General features: G+C 42.9%; 14 protein-coding genes. 6 read left to right on the plus strand and 8 right to left on the minus strand.

Features of this window, described 5'->3' with window-relative positions; all coding sequences use genetic code 11:
* Positions 1 to 1,144 precede the first annotated feature (1,144 nt).
* On the plus strand, positions 1,145 to 2,350 hold the full coding sequence (locus tag AAEZ22_RS04685) for an acetyl-CoA C-acyltransferase (RefSeq protein ID WP_182677268.1): 1,206 nt from the start codon (positions 1,145 to 1,147) through the stop codon (positions 2,348 to 2,350).
* Positions 2,351 to 2,405: 55 nt separating this feature from the next.
* Positions 2,406 to 3,200 (plus strand): SDR family oxidoreductase, encoded by a 795-nt coding sequence (locus AAEZ22_RS04690; RefSeq protein ID WP_011328786.1) that lies wholly within the window; start codon positions 2,406 to 2,408, stop codon positions 3,198 to 3,200.
* 205 nt (positions 3,201 to 3,405) lie between these two features.
* Here the strand turns inward: AAEZ22_RS04690 and AAEZ22_RS04695 are convergent, their stop codons facing one another.
* The 6 genes from AAEZ22_RS04695 to AAEZ22_RS04720 all read right to left on the minus strand — a co-directional run bounded on the left by AAEZ22_RS04695 (position 3,406) and on the right by AAEZ22_RS04720 (position 12,023).
* Complete coding sequence (locus tag AAEZ22_RS04695; RefSeq protein WP_011328787.1) at positions 3,406 to 4,599, minus strand: acyl-CoA dehydrogenase family protein; 1,194 nt, start codon at positions 4,597 to 4,599, stop codon at positions 3,406 to 3,408.
* 25 nt (positions 4,600 to 4,624) lie between these two features.
* Positions 4,625 to 5,782, minus strand: coding sequence for an acyl-CoA dehydrogenase family protein (locus AAEZ22_RS04700; RefSeq protein ID WP_089368585.1), 1,158 nt, complete (start codon positions 5,780 to 5,782; stop codon positions 4,625 to 4,627).
* 21 nt (positions 5,783 to 5,803) lie between these two features.
* Positions 5,804 to 7,414, minus strand: a complete 1,611-nt coding sequence (locus AAEZ22_RS04705) for a FadD3 family acyl-CoA ligase (RefSeq protein ID WP_352296329.1) — start codon at positions 7,412 to 7,414, stop codon at positions 5,804 to 5,806.
* Positions 7,415 to 7,424: 10 nt separating this feature from the next.
* Entirely contained in the window at positions 7,425 to 9,149 is a 1,725-nt protein-coding gene (locus tag AAEZ22_RS04710; RefSeq protein ID WP_352296332.1) for an FAD-binding protein, read from the minus strand.
* 79 nt (positions 9,150 to 9,228) lie between these two features.
* The gene (locus AAEZ22_RS04715) at positions 9,229 to 10,923 is read right to left on the minus strand and encodes a class I adenylate-forming enzyme family protein (protein WP_352296334.1); all 1,695 of its coding nucleotides are present in this window, start codon (positions 10,921 to 10,923) and stop codon (positions 9,229 to 9,231) included.
* Positions 10,920 to 12,023 (minus strand): MBL fold metallo-hydrolase, encoded by a 1,104-nt coding sequence (locus AAEZ22_RS04720; protein WP_352296337.1) that lies wholly within the window; start codon positions 12,021 to 12,023, stop codon positions 10,920 to 10,922. Before AAEZ22_RS04720 ends, AAEZ22_RS04715 begins: the two co-directional genes overlap by 4 nt.
* A gap of 153 nt (positions 12,024 to 12,176) precedes the next feature.
* Here AAEZ22_RS04720 and AAEZ22_RS04725 point away from each other — a divergent pair, with 153 nt between their 5' ends.
* Positions 12,177 to 13,577, plus strand: a complete 1,401-nt coding sequence (locus AAEZ22_RS04725) for a spinster family MFS transporter (RefSeq protein WP_089368589.1) — start codon at positions 12,177 to 12,179, stop codon at positions 13,575 to 13,577.
* An 18-nt stretch (positions 13,578 to 13,595) separates the two neighbouring features.
* Complete coding sequence (locus AAEZ22_RS04730; protein WP_352296340.1) at positions 13,596 to 14,690, plus strand: aromatic ring-hydroxylating dioxygenase subunit alpha; 1,095 nt, start codon at positions 13,596 to 13,598, stop codon at positions 14,688 to 14,690.
* Between the two features lie 79 nt (positions 14,691 to 14,769).
* Here the strand turns inward: AAEZ22_RS04730 and AAEZ22_RS04735 are convergent, their stop codons facing one another.
* Positions 14,770 to 16,938, minus strand: coding sequence for a TonB-dependent receptor (locus AAEZ22_RS04735; RefSeq protein WP_352296343.1), 2,169 nt, complete (start codon positions 16,936 to 16,938; stop codon positions 14,770 to 14,772).
* Between the two features lie 353 nt (positions 16,939 to 17,291).
* The gene (locus AAEZ22_RS04740; protein WP_352296346.1) at positions 17,292 to 18,731 is read right to left on the minus strand and encodes a coniferyl aldehyde dehydrogenase; all 1,440 of its coding nucleotides are present in this window, start codon (positions 18,729 to 18,731) and stop codon (positions 17,292 to 17,294) included.
* Positions 18,732 to 19,125: 394 nt separating this feature from the next.
* Here AAEZ22_RS04740 and AAEZ22_RS04745 point away from each other — a divergent pair, with 394 nt between their 5' ends.
* Both AAEZ22_RS04745 and AAEZ22_RS04750 read left to right on the plus strand, forming a co-directional pair.
* A complete protein-coding gene (locus tag AAEZ22_RS04745) occupies positions 19,126 to 20,106 on the plus strand; it encodes a flavin reductase (RefSeq protein ID WP_352296349.1) in 981 nt (326 codons plus the stop codon).
* A complete protein-coding gene (locus AAEZ22_RS04750) occupies positions 20,103 to 20,891 on the plus strand; it encodes a fumarylacetoacetate hydrolase family protein (protein ID WP_352296352.1) in 789 nt (262 codons plus the stop codon). Before AAEZ22_RS04745 ends, AAEZ22_RS04750 begins: the two co-directional genes overlap by 4 nt.
* The last annotated feature ends 11 nt before the right edge of the window (positions 20,892 to 20,902 follow it).

Raw genomic sequence — 20,902 nt, forward strand, 5'->3', positions numbered from 1 at the left:
GAGCAACTTCGGTAAGACGATTTAATCTTAAGATAAAATAACGGTTTAGTGAGTTTTCATTTGCTTACTTATCAAACAACCCTGCAATTAAATGTAATAGTATTAGTACTTAATTTTTATAAATATGCGTACTAAACAATTCACAAGCCTCAACGACCCTTAAATTAAAAACCGTTTTAATGGTGTGTAAAATATGTGTTTATAATTTATAAACAACGTAAAACTAGGTAAACAAAAAATAAACTGTCTTTATTTGATCCTAATAACTTTTATAAACTCTATTAGCTAAACATAATTAAATACCTCGTTCACTTTTCATTCATTTCATGTGTTTTTTTAGCCTGTTTAATTAATAAAAAACAACTTTCCCACTTAAAAAATTCTTTTTAATTAGAGCCTGTTTACCATCTAAGGTTTAATTTTTAGCAATTTGCTTGGCTTTTAGGTTAGACAGAGCCTATGTAATGTCGTTATTCCCCACAAACTAGGTGATATCGACGTATAAATGCCAAACACACGCTGATCGAGTAGTTTTGCCAAGGGTGATGAACTATTTTTATCTACATGGGTATAGGTGAGCGGCGGAAGCTTTGCTCGTTTTTACTTATTTTTACTTGGTTTTAAGCTAGTAGAATAAGGGAAAAACAGTTACCGAGCATACTAGGTTACAAATTTCGCACCGCGATTAAAGCCCCCTAGAGTGAAAAAGGTTCAACCATGAACGGTCAATATACCCTAACTACTTTCAATAAATTGCAGGAACCACAACGTAAATTCATTAAAATCAATTCCGTTTGTAACTGTTTCCCTTTCTAAAATCCGCGGCAAATATTGTCTTGCTTTACTCATCACTATTAAAGCTAAACTCGCCCAATAAGCGAATTAATAAGCAGTACAAACCAATTACTAATTCTCTTTATTTTACTAATTAGTTATTGCCTACCTCAAATGGTCGATGTTCACAGTGACGCGATAAGGGTTAATGTAGATATGGAAAACTCTATTTTTACCCATGGTAATAATTGCAATTAATCTGACTAATTTAACCAATACACACGTGTTATTGCAGCAACTCAGCATTATTACCTAGCTAAAATTTAACCGTAAGAGTGCCTTTGCACTTCAAAATAAAAAAGGAATAATCATGCGCGAAGCAGTTATAGTTTCTACCGCCAGAACGCCTATGGGCAAAGCCTTTCGTGGTGCCTTTAACGATACCGAAGCGCCTGCATTATCAGGTCATGCAGTTGAGCAAGCCGTTAAACGCGCGGGTATTGATGGTGCTGAGGTTGATGATGTGATCATTGGTTGTGCAGCCCAGCAAGGTACTCAAGGCTATAACTTGGGCCGTTTAACAGCGACCGCTGCAGGCCTACCTAATAGCGTGCCGGGTATGACTCTTGACCGTCAGTGTTCATCTGGATTAATGAGTATAGGTTTTGCGGCGCAAAATATTATGCTTGGTTCAATGGATATTGTGGTTGCCGGTGGCGTTGAATCTATTTCTATGGTGCAAAACAAACACAAAAATACTTATCGTAATATTTCAAAAAAAGTACTGTCGCATTCAGAGCATGCCTATATGCAGATGATCGAAACGGCTGAAGTGGTTGCTAAGCGCTACAACATTTCACGTTTAGCGCAAGATGAGTACAGCTTACAGTCGCAACTGCGTATTGCTGCGGCGCAAAAAAACAACCTGTTTGATGACGAAATTGTGCCAATGGCATCTACTAAATCAGTATTTAACCGCGAAACCAAAGAAGTGACCTTTGAGGACGTATTACTAGCTAAAGATGAAGGCAACCGCCCTTCTACAACTATTGAGAGCCTACAAAGCTTAGAACCGGTGTGGAAAGATGGTCGCGTTATTTCACAAGGTGAATTTATTACAGCAGGTAATGCAAGTCAGTTATCTGATGGCGCATCAGCCTGCGTGGTAATGGACTCACAATTAGCGGCGCAAAAAGGCTTAGCGCCAATGGGTGTGTTTCGTGGTATGGCGGTTGCAGGTTGCGATCCCGATGAAATGGGTATTGGCCCTGTGTATGCTATTCCTAAGCTATTAAAACAACATGGTTTATCAATTGATGATATTGGTTTGTGGGAAATTAACGAAGCGTTTGCGTGTCAGCTTATTTATTCGCGCGACTACCTAGGTATTGATAACAATAAACTTAACGTTAATGGCGGCGCTATCGCCATTGGCCACCCCTTTGGTATGAGTGGTGCGCGCATGGTGGGCCATGCCCTTATTGAAGGCAAGCGTCGCGGTGTTAAATATGTTGTGGTGAGCATGTGTATTGGCGGTGGCATGGGTGCTGCGGGTTTATTTGAGGTATGCCTGTAAGGCAACCTTAATTTGCACAGCAACATGTTAGTCTAATTTAAGTAAGGAGATATTAATGTCTATACTCGATAGATTTCGCCTCGATGGCCAAGTCGCTATTGTTACCGGCTCAGGGCGTGGCATAGGTGCTGCCATAGCACTGGCATTAGCCGATGCGGGTGCCGATATTGTAGTCACTGCCAGAACCATCGAAGATATTGAACAAACAGCAGCGCAAATACGCCAACGCGGCAGCCGCGCTTTAGTAGTCGCGTGCGATGTACTTGATGAGCAACAACGACAGTCATTAGTTGATAAAACAATTGAGCATTTTGGCCGGCTCGATATTTTAGTCAATAACGTCGGTGGCTCAGGCGCAATTAAGCCTACACTTAGCAGCAGCGCAGCAGAGTTAGAAAATTGCTTTAAGCTCAATACCGCTACCGCGTTTGATTTGTCACGTATTAGTGCCCCGCACATGGTAAATACCAGTGGCCAAGGCAGTATTATTAATATTTCATCGGTAGCTGGGCAGTTAGCTCAGCCCGGCTTTATCAGTTACGGCATCGCCAAAGCGGCATTAAATTTTATGACGCTTAATTTAGCGCAAGATTTTGCACCTAAAGTGCGCGTTAATGCAATTAGCGTAGGCTCAACCCTTACCGAAGCACTTAAAGGCGTAATGAATGATGAAATGGAGCAGGCTATTGTTAAACGTACACCTATGAATCGCTTAGGTCAGCCTGAAGATGTAGCGGCTTGTGCGCTATTTTTAGCCTCGCCCGCGGCGGGCTATATCACTGGTGAAATTTTTGGTGTTAATGGGGGACTAACCGACGCGCCGATGCCTATGCCTCGCAGTAGTTTTTAACGTCCTTACTGTATTCAAATAAAGCCCGCTGATTAAGCGGGCTTAGCTTTACAGCCCTTCTTACTCTTTAGTTAATTTTTGAACTCACAGCCTTCGCTAAAAATAACCCCACCAGCCCAGTCGTAATGAGCAATAAAATAAGTAACCTGATGTGCTGGTTAAGCGATTTTTTATCCGTTACATCAGGTTAAGTAATACAATTATTTTATGCGGTTATTTTAGGCTCTTTGGGCATACCTAAGCCACGTTCAGCAATAATGTTACGTTGTATTTCGTTAGTGCCACCATAAATGGTATCTGAGCGAACAAACAAATACATAGCCTGTAAACGGGTTAATGTATAAGGGCCTGACTCTAGTATTTCGGCTTCGGGACCAAGTACATCCATTGCCAGTTCGCCTAAATCACGGTGCCATGTTGCCCAAAATAACTTATAGATCAGCGCTTCTTTTTGTAAGCCGCCATCACCTGTATCTGAGAGCATACGCATACTGTTGTAGCGCATTATTTTAAGCCCTATATGAGCGTCAGCAATGCGTTGGCGAATAGTTGGATTTTGGCTTTTACCATTGGCTTTGGCTATATCAATAATTTGATTAAGCTCATTTTGAAACTGCATTTGCTGACCTAAGGTCGACACGCCACGCTCAAAATTAAGTAAACCCATAGCAATAGCCCAGCCTTCACCTGGTTGCCCTACAATATCGTCGGCATCACATTCGGCTTGATCAAAAAATACCTCATTAAACTCAGAGGTGCCGGTAAGCTGCCTTATGCCACGCACTTCAATACCTGGCTGATCCATTTTCATTAAGAAAAAGCCTAGCCCTTTGTGAGCGCTAGAATTTGGGTTAGTACGCGCTATAACAAAAATATAGTCAGATTCATGCGCAAGCGATGTCCACACTTTTTGCCCGCTAATAATCCACTTACCTTTGGCTTCGTCAAAATGTGCCTTGGTATTAACATTAGCTAAGTCTGAGCCTGCACCAGGCTCAGAATAACCTTGGCACCAAAGTGCGGTTCCGGCTGCAATGCCTGGCAAGTATTTTTGTTTTTGCGCTTCACTACCAAAGGCAATTAACGTTGGCCCAGCAAGCCCTTCACCTATATGCCCAACACGACCCGGCGCACCGGCGCGAGCATATTCTTCATTAAAAATAACTTGCTGCTCAATAGAGCACCCTCGGCCACCATATTCTTTAGGCCAACCAATGCAGGTCCAACCTCCTTGCGCGAGCTTTTGTTCCCACTTTTTACGCTCCAGAGGAAACATGTGTTCATCCCCTGGGCCACCGCGAAATTTAAGCTGCTCAAATTCACCCACTAAATTCTCAAAGAGCCAAAGTGCCACTTCGGCGCGAAATTTTTCGTCTTCATCACTAAAACTTAATTTCATCTGTTTTACCTTTTTTAGCAGCCGTTTAATCTAATAACAATGTTGCGACGTGTTCACGATGATAAGCTGCATCACCTAAAAATAACTCAGACGATTTAGCTCGTTTAAAATATAAGTGCACGTCATATTCCCAGGTAAACCCTACTCCACCATGAAGTTGCAGCGCATCTCCGGCATTTTTAAAGTAGCCTTCTGAGCAATACGACTTAGCTACGCTGGCTGCTTCGCCTAACTCATCGGCCAACAAACCACCACTGAGCGCCTCCTCTGCTACGCACGCAGCGTAATAAACGGCTGAGCGCGCCACCTCGGTACGCAGCATCATATCTGCCGCTTGGTGTTTAACTGCTTGAAAACCCGCTATAGGCCTACCAAACTGCACTCGCTCTTTGGTGTACTCTACAGTTAAATCTAATACTTGTTGCGAGCCACCTACTTGCTCTGCTGCAATGGCTATAGCAGCTAGTTGCAATACTTTATTTAGCTGTGGCCAAGCATTATTTTCCTCGCCCATTAATTGGCTGCTGCTCACTCGCACATTATCAAACACTATTTCTGCCTGTTTACGTGTTTGATCCATAGTTGGCAACCAAGTGCGCTTTACTCCAGGGGTGTCTGAGTCTATTGCAAATAAACTTATTCCTTGCTCGCCCTCACTGCCTTCACTACGTGCGGCAACTATTAATAATTGCGCCGTGTGGCCATCTAGTACATAACGATATGTGCCATTAAGTACATAATCATCGCCCTGTGCAGTTACAATGCCTTGCACTGCTGTTGCGTCCCACTGGCCATTTTTACTGGTATAGGCAAGCGTAGCGGTTAAACTACCTTCACATATTTGCGTTAAATATTGTTGCTTTTGCTCATCAGTGCCGGCAACTATTAAGGCATTACTGGCTAAACACACGGTTGAAAAAAACGGCGAACATAATAAATAACGTCCCATTTGCTCCAGCATAACCACCAAATCTACATAGCCTAGTCCCATGCCGCCATATTCTTCCGGTATATGAATTGCCTGCCAGTACATTTCTTCGCAAATACGTTGCCATATTTGTGGATCAAAGCCTTGCTCAGTGTCCATTGCGCTGCGTATTGCATTCGATGACGATACTTCAGCTAAGAAGGCTTGCGCAGTATCGCGGATCATTTTCTGCTCTTCGGTAAATGAAAATTCCAAATGTTTGCTCCTTCTAAAATTTTACTGTTGCAAAAAATGCTTTATCAGTTCTGCTTTAACTACTTTGTTAGAAGCATTTACTGGCATTGCGTCAATTATTTTGATTTTTCTGGGTACTCGATAATTTGCCATGCGCTCACGACACCAAGTCATTAACGTTGGCTCATCAAGTTCTGCTGATGATTTTAAAGTAATAAATGCACAGCCAACTTCTCCCATGCGCTCATCTTTAATTCCTACCACTGCAACTTGTGCAATAGCGCTGTGCTCAATAAGTACTGCCTCTATTTCTGCCGGATAACAATTAAATCCGCCCGAAATGTACATATCTTTTAGTCTGTCGGTAATGCTTAAATAGCCATTTTTATCTAAATGCCCAACATCGCCGGTGTGCAGCCAATTGTCTTTATCTATGGTTTCGGCGGTGGCTTGTGGTTGCTCAAAATACCCTTTCATTACATGAAAACCACGAATACAAATTTCGCCAGTTTCATTAGCACCGAGTATTTCACCCTGCTCAGACATTATTGCTATTTCGGTGCCTTCTATTGCACGGCCACTGGTACTGGCTATGGTGGCAACGTCGGTATCAATGCCACAAATACTTGCTAAACCACCGCACTCAGTTAATCCATAGGCTGTGGTTACCACTTTAAAACCTAATAACTCACGCATTCGCTCTATTAAAATAGGCGGAATAGTTGCAGCGCCAGTAACGGCTATGCGCAGGCTACTTAAGTTAGCGCTTGCCAACTGTGGATGAGCAAGCAATGATAAATAAAGTGTTGGTGGCCCAGGTAATACGGTTATTTTATCTTGGCTAATTCGGGCAAGTACATCATCGGCGTCAAACACTGCTTGTGGTAAAATAGTCGCGCCTGCTAATAAACAACTTACCCATCCGGCTTTATAACCAAAGGCATGAAAAAACGGATTAACCACTAAATAGCGATCGCCAGGTACTATGCCTAAGGTTTTTACAAATACGCTAAACGCTTTAATTATTGCCCCATGGCGGCTCATAACGCCTTTTGGTTTGCCTGTAGTGCCAGAGGTAAACATAAGATCAGACAGGTTATCTGCACCAACCCCTAAGGCAATTTCACGGGCACTGCGCTCATCTATGCTGTCTTTTCTAGCTAAAAAGCTTTGCCAATCACAACAAATATCAAGTGGCTCCCCTTTACGTGGGGTTAAGGTTACAATCGACAGTTGCTGTGGAGTGAATAATTTTGCCAATTCGCCGGGGTAGTCACTTTTTAAAAAGTCACCAACACTAAACACTAACTTTGCGCCACTGCGATTAATAATTTCAGCCGCTTCAACTGCTTTCATACGGGTATTGATAGGTACTAACACTGCTCCGGCCATTTGCAAACCAATCGCGGCAAGCACCCAGCGCCCAGAGTTTGCTCCCCAAATAGCCACGCGATCGCCCGGTTTTATTCCAAAAGCAATAAGTGCACGGCTAACATTTAAACTCTCAGTAGGTAAGTCTTGATAGATTATTTTTGCTTCGCCATCTTCAATGGCAATAAGTTGTCCATGGCGCTTTGCAGCAGCAAACACTAATTTAGGAATACTATCCACTTCGCTGCTAATGCCAGGGTCTAATGAATTATTGATCGTCATATGCAATTCTCTAGTCATTGGCTTCTGCGCCGCGGTTAGCTGTAATGTGATTAGCCGCAACGTAACCAAAGGTCATAGCTGGGCCAATTGTTGCACCCGCGCCTGGGTAACTTGTGCCCATAACTGAGGAGGAACTATTACCTATGGCATAAAGTCCTGCAATGGGCTCACCCGATGGGCGCACCACTTGGGCATACTCATTAGTAAGCAAGCCACCTTTAGTGCCAATATCGCCCGGATGAATTTTTAATGCGTAATAAGGGCCTTTTGTTAGCGGTGCTAAACAAGGATTAGGTTTTACTTTGGTGTCGCCGTAATAACGGTCAAACACATTACCGCCACGGTCAAAGTCTTCATCTACACCCGTTGCTGCGTAGTGGTTCATCTTTTGTACTGTTTGTGCTAATCCATCAGCATCAATATTAACTAGTTTTGCCAGCTCTGCTAAGCTATCGGCTTTAAAATAAACCGAGCCTAACCAGGCTTTGGGCGCTCTGCTATCTGGCATAATTTTGCCAGGCATCAGTGGTCCCATAGCGTATTCATGGCGAAAATGGCCATCAAAAACCACCCAAGCAGGAATAGAATTACCCATTTTTTGATGATTACGATACATAGCATCACCAAATTCTAAATAAGGCGCTGCTTCGTTAAAAAACCGTTGCCCTGCACCATCAACAACAATAGCACCAGGAAAGGCTCGCTCGGCAAATAAACCACGAGCGTTGCGCTCTTTAGGTACATTTAAGGTAGGTGTCCACCAGCACCAATCAAGTAAATCGGTGGCTGCACCTAGTTTTTGCCCCGCTTCTAATGCCGCGCCAGTGTTACCGCCTTTAGGTGTTGCACTCCAGCTTTGTTGTGACGGTGCCGGTAAATATTTTTCACGTAATGCTTGATTTTGCTCAAAGCCACCACTGCCCATTATTACGCCATAACGCGCATTTAATGTAAGTTCTTGGCCATCGCGTAGCACTTTAATACCGGTCACTTTGTCGTTATTAATAACAAAGTCGGTAAACTCTGTATCACGCCATAATGGAATATTACGATCGCATAACGAGTGGCGCAGTGATGCCACTAAACTCGCGCCTAACCCTGCTCTGCGATCGCGGCGTCCTTTTTTACGCTGCTTAAAATCCAATTTATAACGTAGCATTAAACCAATTATCATCAGCATCCAGCCACGCTCCTTCGACACTGCTTTATGTGCTTGGCGCGCAGTCCACGACATTTTCCCCATCAGTAATGCATTACCGGCAGCAGGCTGTTGGTTATCCATTTCATCGCCCAGCCCTGTGGTATCGTATAGCTCTGGATCCATACTACGCCCACCCGGTAATGAGCCTTCAAGGTGTTGATAGTAATCGGGGTATTTATCGGCAACCGCAAATTTAACGCGGCTATTAGCTTGCAGCTCGCGCAGCATTTTTGGTGCATTATCTAAATAGGCACGAATACGCGTTTCATCAACACTGCCTTGGCTGGCCGCTTTAATATAAGTGAGCGCTGCTTCGTAGCTGTCTTTGCCGCCAAGTGCACGAAATTCATCGTTATTTGGGATCCAAATACCACCTCCAGATATTGCAGAAGTGCCTCCGTATTTATCGGTTTTTTCAACAATAAGTACTGAGTTACCCTGATCGGCGGCAAACAGTGCTGCAGTCATTGCGCCCGCTCCAGAACCGACAACAATTACATCGTAATTTTTTTCAATATCATTGACTGTGGTCATCTACCTTCTCCTGTTCAATTATTTTTATTCACTAATGACTAATCTGCGCTTTATTGGCTTTTTTAACGGCGATTAACATTTATTGATAAAGCTTTGTTTTTAATTTGTTTCTTAAAATTTTACCGGCCGGATTACGCGGTAATTTATCTTCCATAAGATGAATTTTCTGCGGTACTTTATATTTAGCCAGTCGTTGTGCTACATGTGCGAGCAATTGCTGCTCTTCAATAAACTCGCCTTCTAATGGGCAAACAACAGCAATAACGGCCTCACCGGTTTCTTCATCTGGAATACCAAACACTGCTACTTCGGCTACCGCAGGGTGTTCAAGCAAACACGACTCTACTTCGGCTGCGGGAATATTTTCCCCCGCGCGGTTAATCACATCTTTAATACGGTCAACAATAAACAAAAAGCCTGCGTCGTCTATATAGCCCAAGTCGCCGGTATGTAACCACCCAGAGCGTATTGCATCTTGAGTTGCTGTTAAGTCGCCAACATACTGATCCATTAAAGTAATACCGCGCATACATACTTCGCCCACGCTATTGCTAGGTAACGACTGCCCATCTGCTGCGCAAATACGTACTTCCATAATGGGCGAAATAAGCCCAGAGCTTTTGGGTGCATGGCGAAATAAATCGCCAGACGCTGCTGCGCCCACGCCATTGGTTTCGGTCATACCAAAGCCAATTCCTATCATTTGCTCAGGTAGGCTAGACAGCGTTTTATCAATTAAGCTGGCCGGTAGTCCTGCGCCGCCAAAACCTAAGCCACTAAACGAGGCCATAACTTCTGCACTATGAAAACTCGGCTCTCGTAATAACTGCATCACCATAGATGGCGCACCATTAAATTGTGTTACTTGCTCTTTTTTGATCAGTTCAATTGCCTCTAGCGGATCCCACTTATGGGTAAACACTAAGCGCCGCCCGCCACGTAATGCCGACAATAACTGGGCATGTAAACCACTTACATGAAATAACGGCACCGCGGTTAAAATAGTAGGCACCAGTCCTTTTTCCATAATTAGCGCTAATGCTTTAGGTGAGGTCATTGCCGATATTGCACCAATAAAGTCAATATTATAAAGTGCTTGGCACACTGCAATATGGCTCGACTCAACCGCTTTAGCCACGCTGGTCGCACCTGAGGTAAACAGTACTAAAGCTGCATCGGTTGCTGTTATTGTGGGTGGTTCAATGCTGTGCGCTGAATGATTAAGTGCCTTTGTAAAGTCTATTGCTGCAGCAGATTGCGATAAATCTAATGCTGTATCGTTTAATACTAAGGTATCGGTTAACCACTCATTACTTTGGCTAATTCGCTGCCATCTTGGGCCATCACAAATTAATAATTTAGGCGTAATACCATTAAGTGCTGTTATTAGCTCTTGCTGCATACCAAAACTATTTAGTGGTGCAGGTACTGCACCTATCAATGCTATCGCGCAAAAAGCAATAACCCATTCAGGTCGGTTACGCATTGCAATAGCAACACGATCTCCTTGCTTTATGCCATGTTGCTGTAAGTAACTGGCAACATTATCAACTTGTTGAAAAAACTGTTTATAGCTGCAGTGCTCCCCCTGATAAACCAAAAATGATTGCTCATCAGTGCGCCTTGCATCATTAATCACTTGCGCTAAATTAAGCGGCGCATTGCAATACACCTGATAATTTTGACCATTGATTTGCTTATTAGTGACTTCAAATGGTGCGCCAGGCGCCATTAACTGTGATTTAGTGGCAGTGACTAAATTAAATAAATTCATAATGTATTCCCAGCTGCTAATTTTTTGTCCGTGAGTAAGTAACTATTAATGCCAGAATCTGTTTTACGCTGACAAAATAACTCATCATTACTTTCTAACCAATTTAAGTGCGCTAAGGTTTCACCCAATGCCATCATACTTTCTATGGGTGAAAGAGCGCGTTTAAATAAATGCTTCATTGCCTGATAGGCATTAAATTCAGGGGCTTGCAGTGCAAACGCTCTTAATATATCTAACTGCTCAAGGTGATGGTCAATCAACTGTTGTACACGTAAATGCATGTGGCGAAATACCGGACCATGGGCAGGTAATACTAAAGTTTGTGAATCGAGCGTTTGTAGTTTTTCAAGCGAACGTAGCCAGTTTTTTAATGGCTGACCTTGCGGCTCTAACTCAGACACTAAAATATTTGAACTAATATTGGGCAATAACTGATCGCCAGCTAGTAGTAGTTTGTCGGCTTCACAATAAAGACACGCATGCTCTGGCGAATGCCCCTCCCCTATGACTATTTGCCAGCGGCGCTTGCCTATGGTGAGTACATCCCCTTCACGCAGACGATTAAATGACGGCGGGCTAAATTTTATAAAAGGATCTTTACGGCAACTAGCAATAATCACGTCTAACTCATCACGTGGTAAACCTGCACTATGATAAAAATCTAGTTGGTTGTCACTGCCAAGCGCTGCGGTGTTATTGCTCAGCGTTTTTAGCATGTAAAACTCACCAAAAGTCATATATAGCGGCACATTAAACGTGGCCATTAACCAACTAGCTAGGCTGCTATGGTCATAATGAAAATGCGTACAAATAACCCCTTTAACTACTTTTTTGTTGCAATGTTGTTCTATTACCGTTAACCACAATTGCCGTGTTGTGTCATTATTAAGCCCGGTATCGAGAATATACCAACCGTCGTTATCTTCGAGTAAATAAAGATTTATATGATCCAACGACATCGGCATAGGCATGCGTAACCACAATAAACCTTCAGCTATCTCCACTACCGTACCATCCGCATTGGGTGGAGTAATTGGATATTCTAAAAGGCTATGCAACTGATGGCCTTGTGATTCTTTGGGTAAAATCATCGATTTCATTATTTCTCCAAAAATAAGTGATCAGCGCGTTTATATTATATTAACTTAATAAGAAGCCATTTAACGATTCTGTAATACGTCCAAAAGGACGATGCTGAAATTATTAGCAAAGTTAAGGTAGCTTAAAACAATATCAAAAAGAGAGAGCCATAAATGCAAGTAGGTCAAAGTTCATTAAGCGCAGGTCGGACTCGTCTGACGCTATTATTGCTTTCTATTATTTACGTTTTTTCGTATATCGATCGCAACTTAATTGCGATTGTTCTTGAGCCAATTAAATTAGAGTTTGGCGTATCAGATACTATTATGGGCGCGGTGAGCGGCCTTGCATTTGCCGTTTTATACTCTGCGGTTAGCTTTCCGTTAAGCCGTATGGCCGATAGAGGCACCGACCGTAAAAATATTATTGCGGTATGTTGTGGGCTCTGGAGCCTTGCCACTATGGCAAGTGGTGTTGTTACTCAATTTTGGCAATTTGTGGTTGCCCGTATGACGGTTGCCATTGGTGAAGCAGGCGGTACATCACCGTCTATTTCTATGGTTTCTGATTTATACCCTCCACATCGTCGCTCATTTGCAATTAGTTTATATATGTTAGGCCCGCATATTGGCTTATTAGCCGCCATGGCATTAGGTGGTTGGATAGCCCAAGAACACGGCTGGCGCGCAGTATTCATCTTTTTTGGTATTCCAGGGCTATTACTAGCACTGCTACTTTATGTTTTTGCAAAAGACCCTGGCTTAGGTGTTTATGACACTGATGCAGAGCGTAATATTCGTGCCCAACCGCAAGAAAACTTTTTTCATGCTGTTGCCGGTATTATGAAACTAAGAGGGTTTTTCTTAATTTGTATGGGCACTGCCATTGCTGGCATGGTCGGCTATGGTTACGCCATTTGGGCCCCCACTTTTATGGTACGCAATTATGATATGACACTTTCACACGCTGGCCTTACCTTTGGTATAGCCAGTGGTGTTTTTGCTGCTGCTGGGTCAATGTTCAGCGGTTATTACTGCGACAAATTAAGCCAAAAAGACTGTCGCTGGCAATTACGTATGCCTGCAATTGGCGTATTAATTAGTATGCCTTTTGGCTTAGCTTTTTTACTTTGGCCTGCCGACGCCTTTTGGCAATTAGGAAGCCTTAAAATACCGCACGCAATTATATTTGCTGCTGGCTTTAGCTTTTTTAATAGCTGGTGGCCAACACTTGCATTCGCTGCAGTAAGCCATTTAGTTAACAGCTTTCAAAGAGCTACCAGCATTGCAATACTAAGTTTATTTTTAACCTTTTTTGGTGCCGGTATTGGCCCATTGCTAACCGGTACACTCAGTGACTTATTTTCTGCTGGTGATGCGGGTGAAGGCCTTAAATACGCCATTGCAGTGATGATTGCTTTATCGTTGTTTTCGGTTTGGTTTTACTACAAAGCCATTGGCCCTTATCAACAACGAATAGCAAGTAAAGTAAGTGATAACGATAAAACAGCGCAATCTTATAATAATAAAGCAGATTGCACCTCAGACAATAATTCAAGTACATCTACTACCTAAATATAAAAAGGAATACTTATGGCCACTACACAAGATTATCGCCTCGGCGATTATACATTCCCAAGAGGTTGGTTCATGATAGCTACGGCTGAAGAGATCAACACGCATAAGCCCCTAGCCGTACGATTTTTTGGTCGCGACTTCGCACTGTATCGCGGCAGAGCAACAGGTCGAGTAGTATTACTCGACGCGTATTGCCCACATATGAAAACGCATTTAGCCGCCGAAAATGATACCTCTTACGTTATTATTGATGGTGGTGGTACCAACATCGAAGGCGATAGCATTCGTTGTCCTTATCATGCATGGCGTTTTGGCCCTGATGGCCAATGTGACGACATTCCTTACCACGACGGACCAATTCCAAAAACAGCCTGTATTAAAGCGTGGCCTGTAGCCGAGAGCATGGGTGCAATTTGGATATGGCACGATCCTGAAAATGGCGTTCCTGAGTGGGATCACCCAAGTTTGCCACAATGGGACGATAAAGCTTGGGTACATTGGCGCTTTGACGACTTGGGAATACTTGAGCAGCATCCGCAAGAAGTTATTGATAACATTTGTGATTATAGCCATTTAGCACCAATTCACGGCTCTACCGTACAGCGCTACGAAAATGAATTTGATGGCCACGAAGCAATTCAACGTCAATGTGGTCCGCACCGTACTTTAGTAGGCGAAGATGGCGCAAGCCCAGTGCTGCATACAATAACTAAATACCATGGTCCGGGCGTATTAATTTCACATTTGACTGGCTATTACGAGTCTTACTTAATGATAACGCATACCCCTGTAGAGGATGGTTCAATTAGAGTTTGGCACGCATTATTAGTTAAATCACCGGGTGGCAATGAAGTAGCCACAGTAGAGGATGAAGTAGCAGCACGCCAGTTCCAAGACGCAAGTAAGTTTGCATTTATGCAAGACTTCCAAGTGTGGACAAATAAAGCACCTTGTTTTAATGGGTTGTTTTTACCAAGCGATGGCCCGTTTATGAAAGCGCGTATTTGGTACAAACAGTTCTTTAATCCAAGAGCGCGTAAAGAAGAGTTCCAAAGCAAAGTAAATGGCGTATATGTGCCTAAAGGCACCGTAGCTTATACCCAAGACTAATCTATTTTTAAATAAATTATAGATACAAAAAAGAGCCCCTACTTAAAAAGTAGGGGCTCTTTTTAGCTGTAACTCTTTATTAAAATGAGTAAGTTATTTCTGCTCCATAAGTTACTGGGTCGCCATAGTAATTTAAGCCACCAATGAATACCCCTGACGAATCACCCAACGGCACACCGTTAATTCGGTACTCTTCGTCGGTCATGTTTTTACCCCAAATAGAGGCACTAAAGTCACTGCCGGCAATTCTTTTAAGTGAAACACGGGCGTTAAGTAAGTTGTATTTTTCAATCCGAGTATATTGGGCTGAAGGTTGATTATGAAACGCAAAGTGATCGTCCACAAAGCTGTAGTCGGCGCCGGCGCTAAACTCACCAAGGGCTGTTTCACTAATGTAATTTAATCCAAGCGACCATTTGTTTTTTGGACTATAGGGAAACTCGGCACTGTCGGTAACATCGTTTGCTACCCCAGTGTACACATCGTAAGTAATAAACTTGTCGTATTTAGGGTCTAACAAACCGTAATTAAAGTTTAACGTTAAATCATCGGTTAATGCCGCTACTAATTCAAACTCTAACCCCGCCACTTTTGCCGAGCCTGCGTTTTGAATATCTGAGTACGCACCTAAGTATTCCGACATTTGCATATTGGTAATATCGTTATAAAACACCGCCATATTGGCTTGAATGCGTTGATCTAACCAGCGCGATTTAAGGCCCCATTCGTAGGCAATTACTTCCTCTGGTGCATAGGGTTTTACTGCTAATGCTTGAGTTGCTGCTTCACCGTTAAAACCACCCGCTTTCCAGCCTTGTGATACTTTTACATAGCTGTGAATATTGTCGGCTAACTCATAGTTAAGTGATGCCATAGCCGAGGTGTTATTCCAAGTATCGCCCGCTGTGGTGTATGGCAGTGGGAAAAAATAAGCAAAGCTAAAGTCATCTGGGTGTTCTATATAAAATGATTTTTCTTCTGTGGTCCAACGCAGACCCCCTGCCAACATTAGCTTGTCGCTTAGTCGATATTCTACATTACCATAAGCGGCAACCGAGGTAGACTCAACACCATAATAGTTATTCACTGTGCCAAAACCCAGTACATACGGGTTGTTTACATCAGATTCTTCTTTAAAGTAAAACAAGCCTGCAACGTAGGTTAAATTATCTATATCGCCAATAAATTGTAGCTCTTGTGATACTTGCTCATGCTCTACATGGCGGTAGGTATGAAAGCCAAGAAAATCAGCGCCATCGTAGTCATTGCCATCATCGTAATCTATTTCACGTAGTGCCGTAATTGACTTAATAGTTAAGTTATTACTTTGCTGCCATGTAACTGTAAGTGCATGGCCCGAGCTTTTAGAGCGATCAAATATAGCGCCATCTAATGCAGCACTTTCTTGGCGATCTTTGGTATCTTCTGGCATTGCACCGGCAATATAAACTTGGCCCAACGGAGGAGTGTTTTTTTTATTACTGCTATCGTAAGTGTAGTAAAACTCTAGATTATCGCTGTGCTCATACAAGGCACCAAAACGCAGTGAGGTAGAATCAAGCTCTTTAAACTTATCAATATCAGAACTTGTCGAAAGGTTATCGTAAAAGCCGTCGCGCTGTTTTTTATTAGCGGTAAAATTAAAACTGAGTTTGTCGTTAATTTGCGCCGAGTCGGCAGTAACATAAACATCTGTCATACCGTAGTTACCTGCCCCTACGCGTACTTCGCCGGTAAACTCACCACTGGGTTTACGCGTTACAATATTAAGCGCCCCACCTATTGTATTTTTACCATAAAGCGTCCCCTGCGGCCCGCGCAGTACTTCAACGCGCTCTATAGCGGCTACATCAAATAAACCACCGACATTTTTAGATACAAATACCCCGTCTATATACACACCAGTGGTGGGCTCCCAGGTAACCGCAGGGTTAATTGTAACCGAGCCACGAATAGCAATTGTAGCACCAGTACTGCCGCCTGGAGTTTCTGATATTTGCATGTTTGGCGTATATACACTGAGATCTTCAACATCAGTAATGCCTTTATCGGCCAATGCTTGGGCATTAAATACGGTAACTGCTGTAGGTAGTTCTTGTAAGTTTTGTACCCGCTTTTGCGCGGTTACTTGGATCACTTCCAAGCCTTCTTTTTTAGTACTTTGCTCTTGAGCCGCGAGTGTCGAATTTGCCATGCTAATTAAGGCTAACGCTATCGCTGCATTTAGTGGTTTTTTATTAATATTCACTATTTAGTCCTTGTTTAAAATTGAACGCGAGTAAAATTAACTAACAGGAATATCGCCAGTTACGCGCGCTGTACCTAACACTACATAAGTTAATTTTGAGACCGCTTTACACAGCCTCAAAACTTAACGTATTACGCTTTCATAATTACAAAAAGCAAATTGCTGTATCACGTTATAATCGCGTGTTTATCAACAATAAATGTAAGGTTTTTATCCTCGCACACTATTACAAAAACTAAATAGTCCGCATGAACGATAACTAAAAATAATGAGGAATAACAAAGACTAAAAGGCAGGAATTAATAAAAAAACATTAGGCACTGTTATTATTAAAATAACAGTGCCTGTTAACGTCAGTCAGCAGTTACTTGCGCGACCATCATGGCTTTAAACTGATCATGATGCGGCGGTAATAAGCCCCACTCACCACGAGGGTCGTGTTTTGGGGCAACAAACACAGTACGCTGATGGCTAAAGGCTAAAAAGCCTTCACGACCATGATAATGCCCCATACCCGAGGCACCTACGCCACCAAATGGCGCATCGTGCATTGCCGCATGCATTAAGCAATCATTTACCGCAACTCCACCCGATGAAGTGTTTGCTAAAAGCTTACTCAGCTCTGCGTCATTTTCGCCAAAGTAATACAGCGCTAATGGTTTAGCACGGCTGTTAATATCGCTAATAACGCCATCTATATCATCATAAGGAAGTAGCACTAATGCAGCGCCAAATATTTCTTGCTGCATAATATCTAGCTCTTTATCTGGGGATATAACTAATTGCAGTGGTAAACGTTTATCGCTTGTGACCAACTCTGCTAAATTAGCAACCTCATGACTACTAAGAACTTGGCATCCAGCATGGCGAGCTTGCTCAACTAAATCGACGACTCGTTGGCAATGTTGGCGGTTAACGCTAGGAACAAAGTCAGCGTTGTGAGTAATTTTTGGATAAAAGTGCCGAAAATTTTCGAGTAATAATGCAGCCACTTGATCGAGCTTATTACGCGGTACATAAACAATGTCGGGGCTAACACACACTTGGCCGCCATTATTACTTTTTGCTAAGGCTAAGCGTTTGCAACTTTCGGTTAAATCGCAATCTTGGCTAAGCACTGCCGGTGATTTACCGCCAAGCTCTAAGGTAACAGGTACTAAGTTTTTAGCCGCTGCCGCCATAATTTTTTTACCTACTTGGGTACTACCAGTAAAAACTAAATGATCGAACGGCAGTTCGCTAAATTTAGCGCCAGTGTCGGCCCCGCCTGTCACTACACTCACTAGTAATGGATCTATGTGTTTGGCAAATAATTGCGCTACTAACGCCGCTGTTTTAGGCGTGACCTCTGATGGTTTAAGTATGGCGCGATTACCCGCCCCTAATACACACGCCAACGGAGCAAATAAGGTATAAAGTGGCGCATTCCAAGTACCTATAATGCCCACACTGCCTTTGGGTTGGTATTCAACCCGTGCGGTACTACCGAGTTGATCATAAGGGGCAAACACTTCGCGGTTTTCACTTTTAAGCCATGGCTCTAAGTTGTCGCGGGTATATTTAAGGCTGGCTAGCGAGCCGAGCACATCATTCATAATAGAAAAGCCTTGGCTGCGACCATTAAAGTCAGCTTCTATTGCCTCGGCAAATGCTTGGTGATGCTCTACAAGCAAATTTATAACTTGTTGAATACGCTCTCGCCTTTGCACTGCAGTTACTAACATTTGCAATTTATGCGCTTGTTGCTGATGCTGCAGCAAAGCTGCCATTGAATCTGAATCATTGCTGTTCATGCACTATATCCTTACTAGGTTTTACACTTGCCTGGCAAACAATATTTGCTTACACACCATATTGCAGCTTTTGCATTGCAAGTAAACTAATTGAGCTGTGCTTCCTTTCTAGCTGTTTTTACTCAAATAAACCTCGTCCACTTGGACGAGCTCTCGTATTTAAATTATTTAATGTACGGTTGCTGCAGTCACTATTTTGCCCTATTTAAATAGGCCACTTAAAGCTAACCTTCGTAATAAAACTTAGCCATTGTTTAATATAAAATAACCTAAATAAATTGCTGAGTAATCATATAAATAGCAAATGCCTGTGTTGTTTAGTCCATTAAGACGATGATGAAAAATAGCCAGATCATGATACTGAAGTTATATAACAGTAATAAGGCGAGTTAACATGGCACAAGCAGAATTTGATAGTCAGGCATTTAGACAGGCGCTCGGTAGTTTTACTACTGGCGTAACAATTATTACTGCCACCGCTCCAGATGGCACCCCTGTTGGTCTTACCGCAAACAGCTTTAATTCTGTTTCGTTAGACCCACCTATGGTGCTATGGAGCTTGGCAAAAACCTCTCTTAGTGTGACTGCCTTTAGCGAGGCCGAGCACTGGAACGTTCATGTTCTCTCGCAGCACCAACAAGAGCTGTCAAATAAATTTGCCGCAAAAGGCGAAGACAAATTTAATGACACTAATCTCGAAGCGGGGATTAGCTCTGCACCACTTATTGCCGATTGTAGCGCGCGTTTTCAGTGTCGTAATATGGTAACGCACGATGGGGGGGATCATCTTATTTTTATAGGTGAAGTACTGGGGTTTGATCATCAAGCACTACCGCCACTGGTGTTTCAGCAAGGTCAGTACGCAATGACTGCACGTAAACCGTGGGCAGCGGTTAACTTATCTAGTGAACCTACAGCGCCACAGTGCAGCTACAACGAAGATTTACTAGGTTACTTGCTTGGGCGTTCACATTTTCAAATGCTGTACCGCATGCGTAAAGTACTCGATGAGCAAGCGCTGGAAGATTCACACTTTTTTGCATTATCGGTATTAAATATTCAGCAAAATCTGAGTTTAGAGCAGCTAAATACCCACCTTGATTATACCGGTCACAGTGTCAATCTTGAAGATATGGCCTTTTTAGAAAAGCAGGATCTTATTTGCCAAAAAAGCGAAGACAATTACCAACTTACCACCGCTGGGCGAGAAACCTCTCTACACCATATTGCGCAAGCAAAAGTAATTGAAGAAGAGCTCATTACTGAGCTTGGTGCAGGTGACGTAATGGCATTAAAGCTATTACTTAAACGCCTTATTCATCAAACCGATCCTGGCTTACCTGATCTTTGGTCTACAGAGGATAAAAGCGCATGAGCGAACTACATCAGCATTTAGCACAAATTCTTTATGATGCGCAGCAACAGCGCACAGCTATTGCGCCATTAATTAAAAATAACCCTGAGCTTACAATCGACGATGCGTATCAAGTGTCGTTAAAAACACTGGCAATACGTACTCAGGCTGGCGAAATAATTATTGGTAAAAAAATTGGTGTTACCAGCGAAGCAGTGCAAAAAATGCTTAATGTGCATCAGCCCGACTTTGGCTTTTTAACCAACACTATGCACCACCCTGATGGCAGTAATATTAGCCTTAAAAAATCACATTTAATTCAACCACGCGCCGAAGGCGAAATTGCGTTTTGCCTAAAACACGACTTACAAGGCCCAAACGTTACCGCAGAGCAAGTGCTTGCTGCGACTGACTGGGTGGCACCGTGTTTTGAAATTGTTGATTCGCGTATCGAAAACTGGCAAATCACCATAGTTGATACCGTGGCCGATAACGCCTCGTGCGGGGTATTTGTAATTGGTGATAAACATACCGACCCTAGCACACTCGATTTAGCTGCAGCCACTATGGTAGTTAAACACAATGGTAAACAAGCGGTAACCGGCGTGGGCTCAGCAGTACAAGGGCACCCTGCGCAAGCAGTTGCGTGGCTAGCAAATACGCTAGGCGAGTACGGTATAGAGTTTAAAAAAGGCGAAATTATTCTGTCGGGAGCACTGGCTCCTTTAATAGATGCTAACAGCGGCGATCATTTTAGTATGGAGATCGAAGGTCTCGGTTCATGCTCTGTCAGCTTTTGCGATTAACAGTTAACCCA

Source organism: Pseudoalteromonas sp. 20-MNA-CIBAN-0454 (genome assembly GCF_040308685.1).
GTDB lineage: Bacteria > Pseudomonadota > Gammaproteobacteria > Enterobacterales > Alteromonadaceae > Pseudoalteromonas > Pseudoalteromonas nigrifaciens.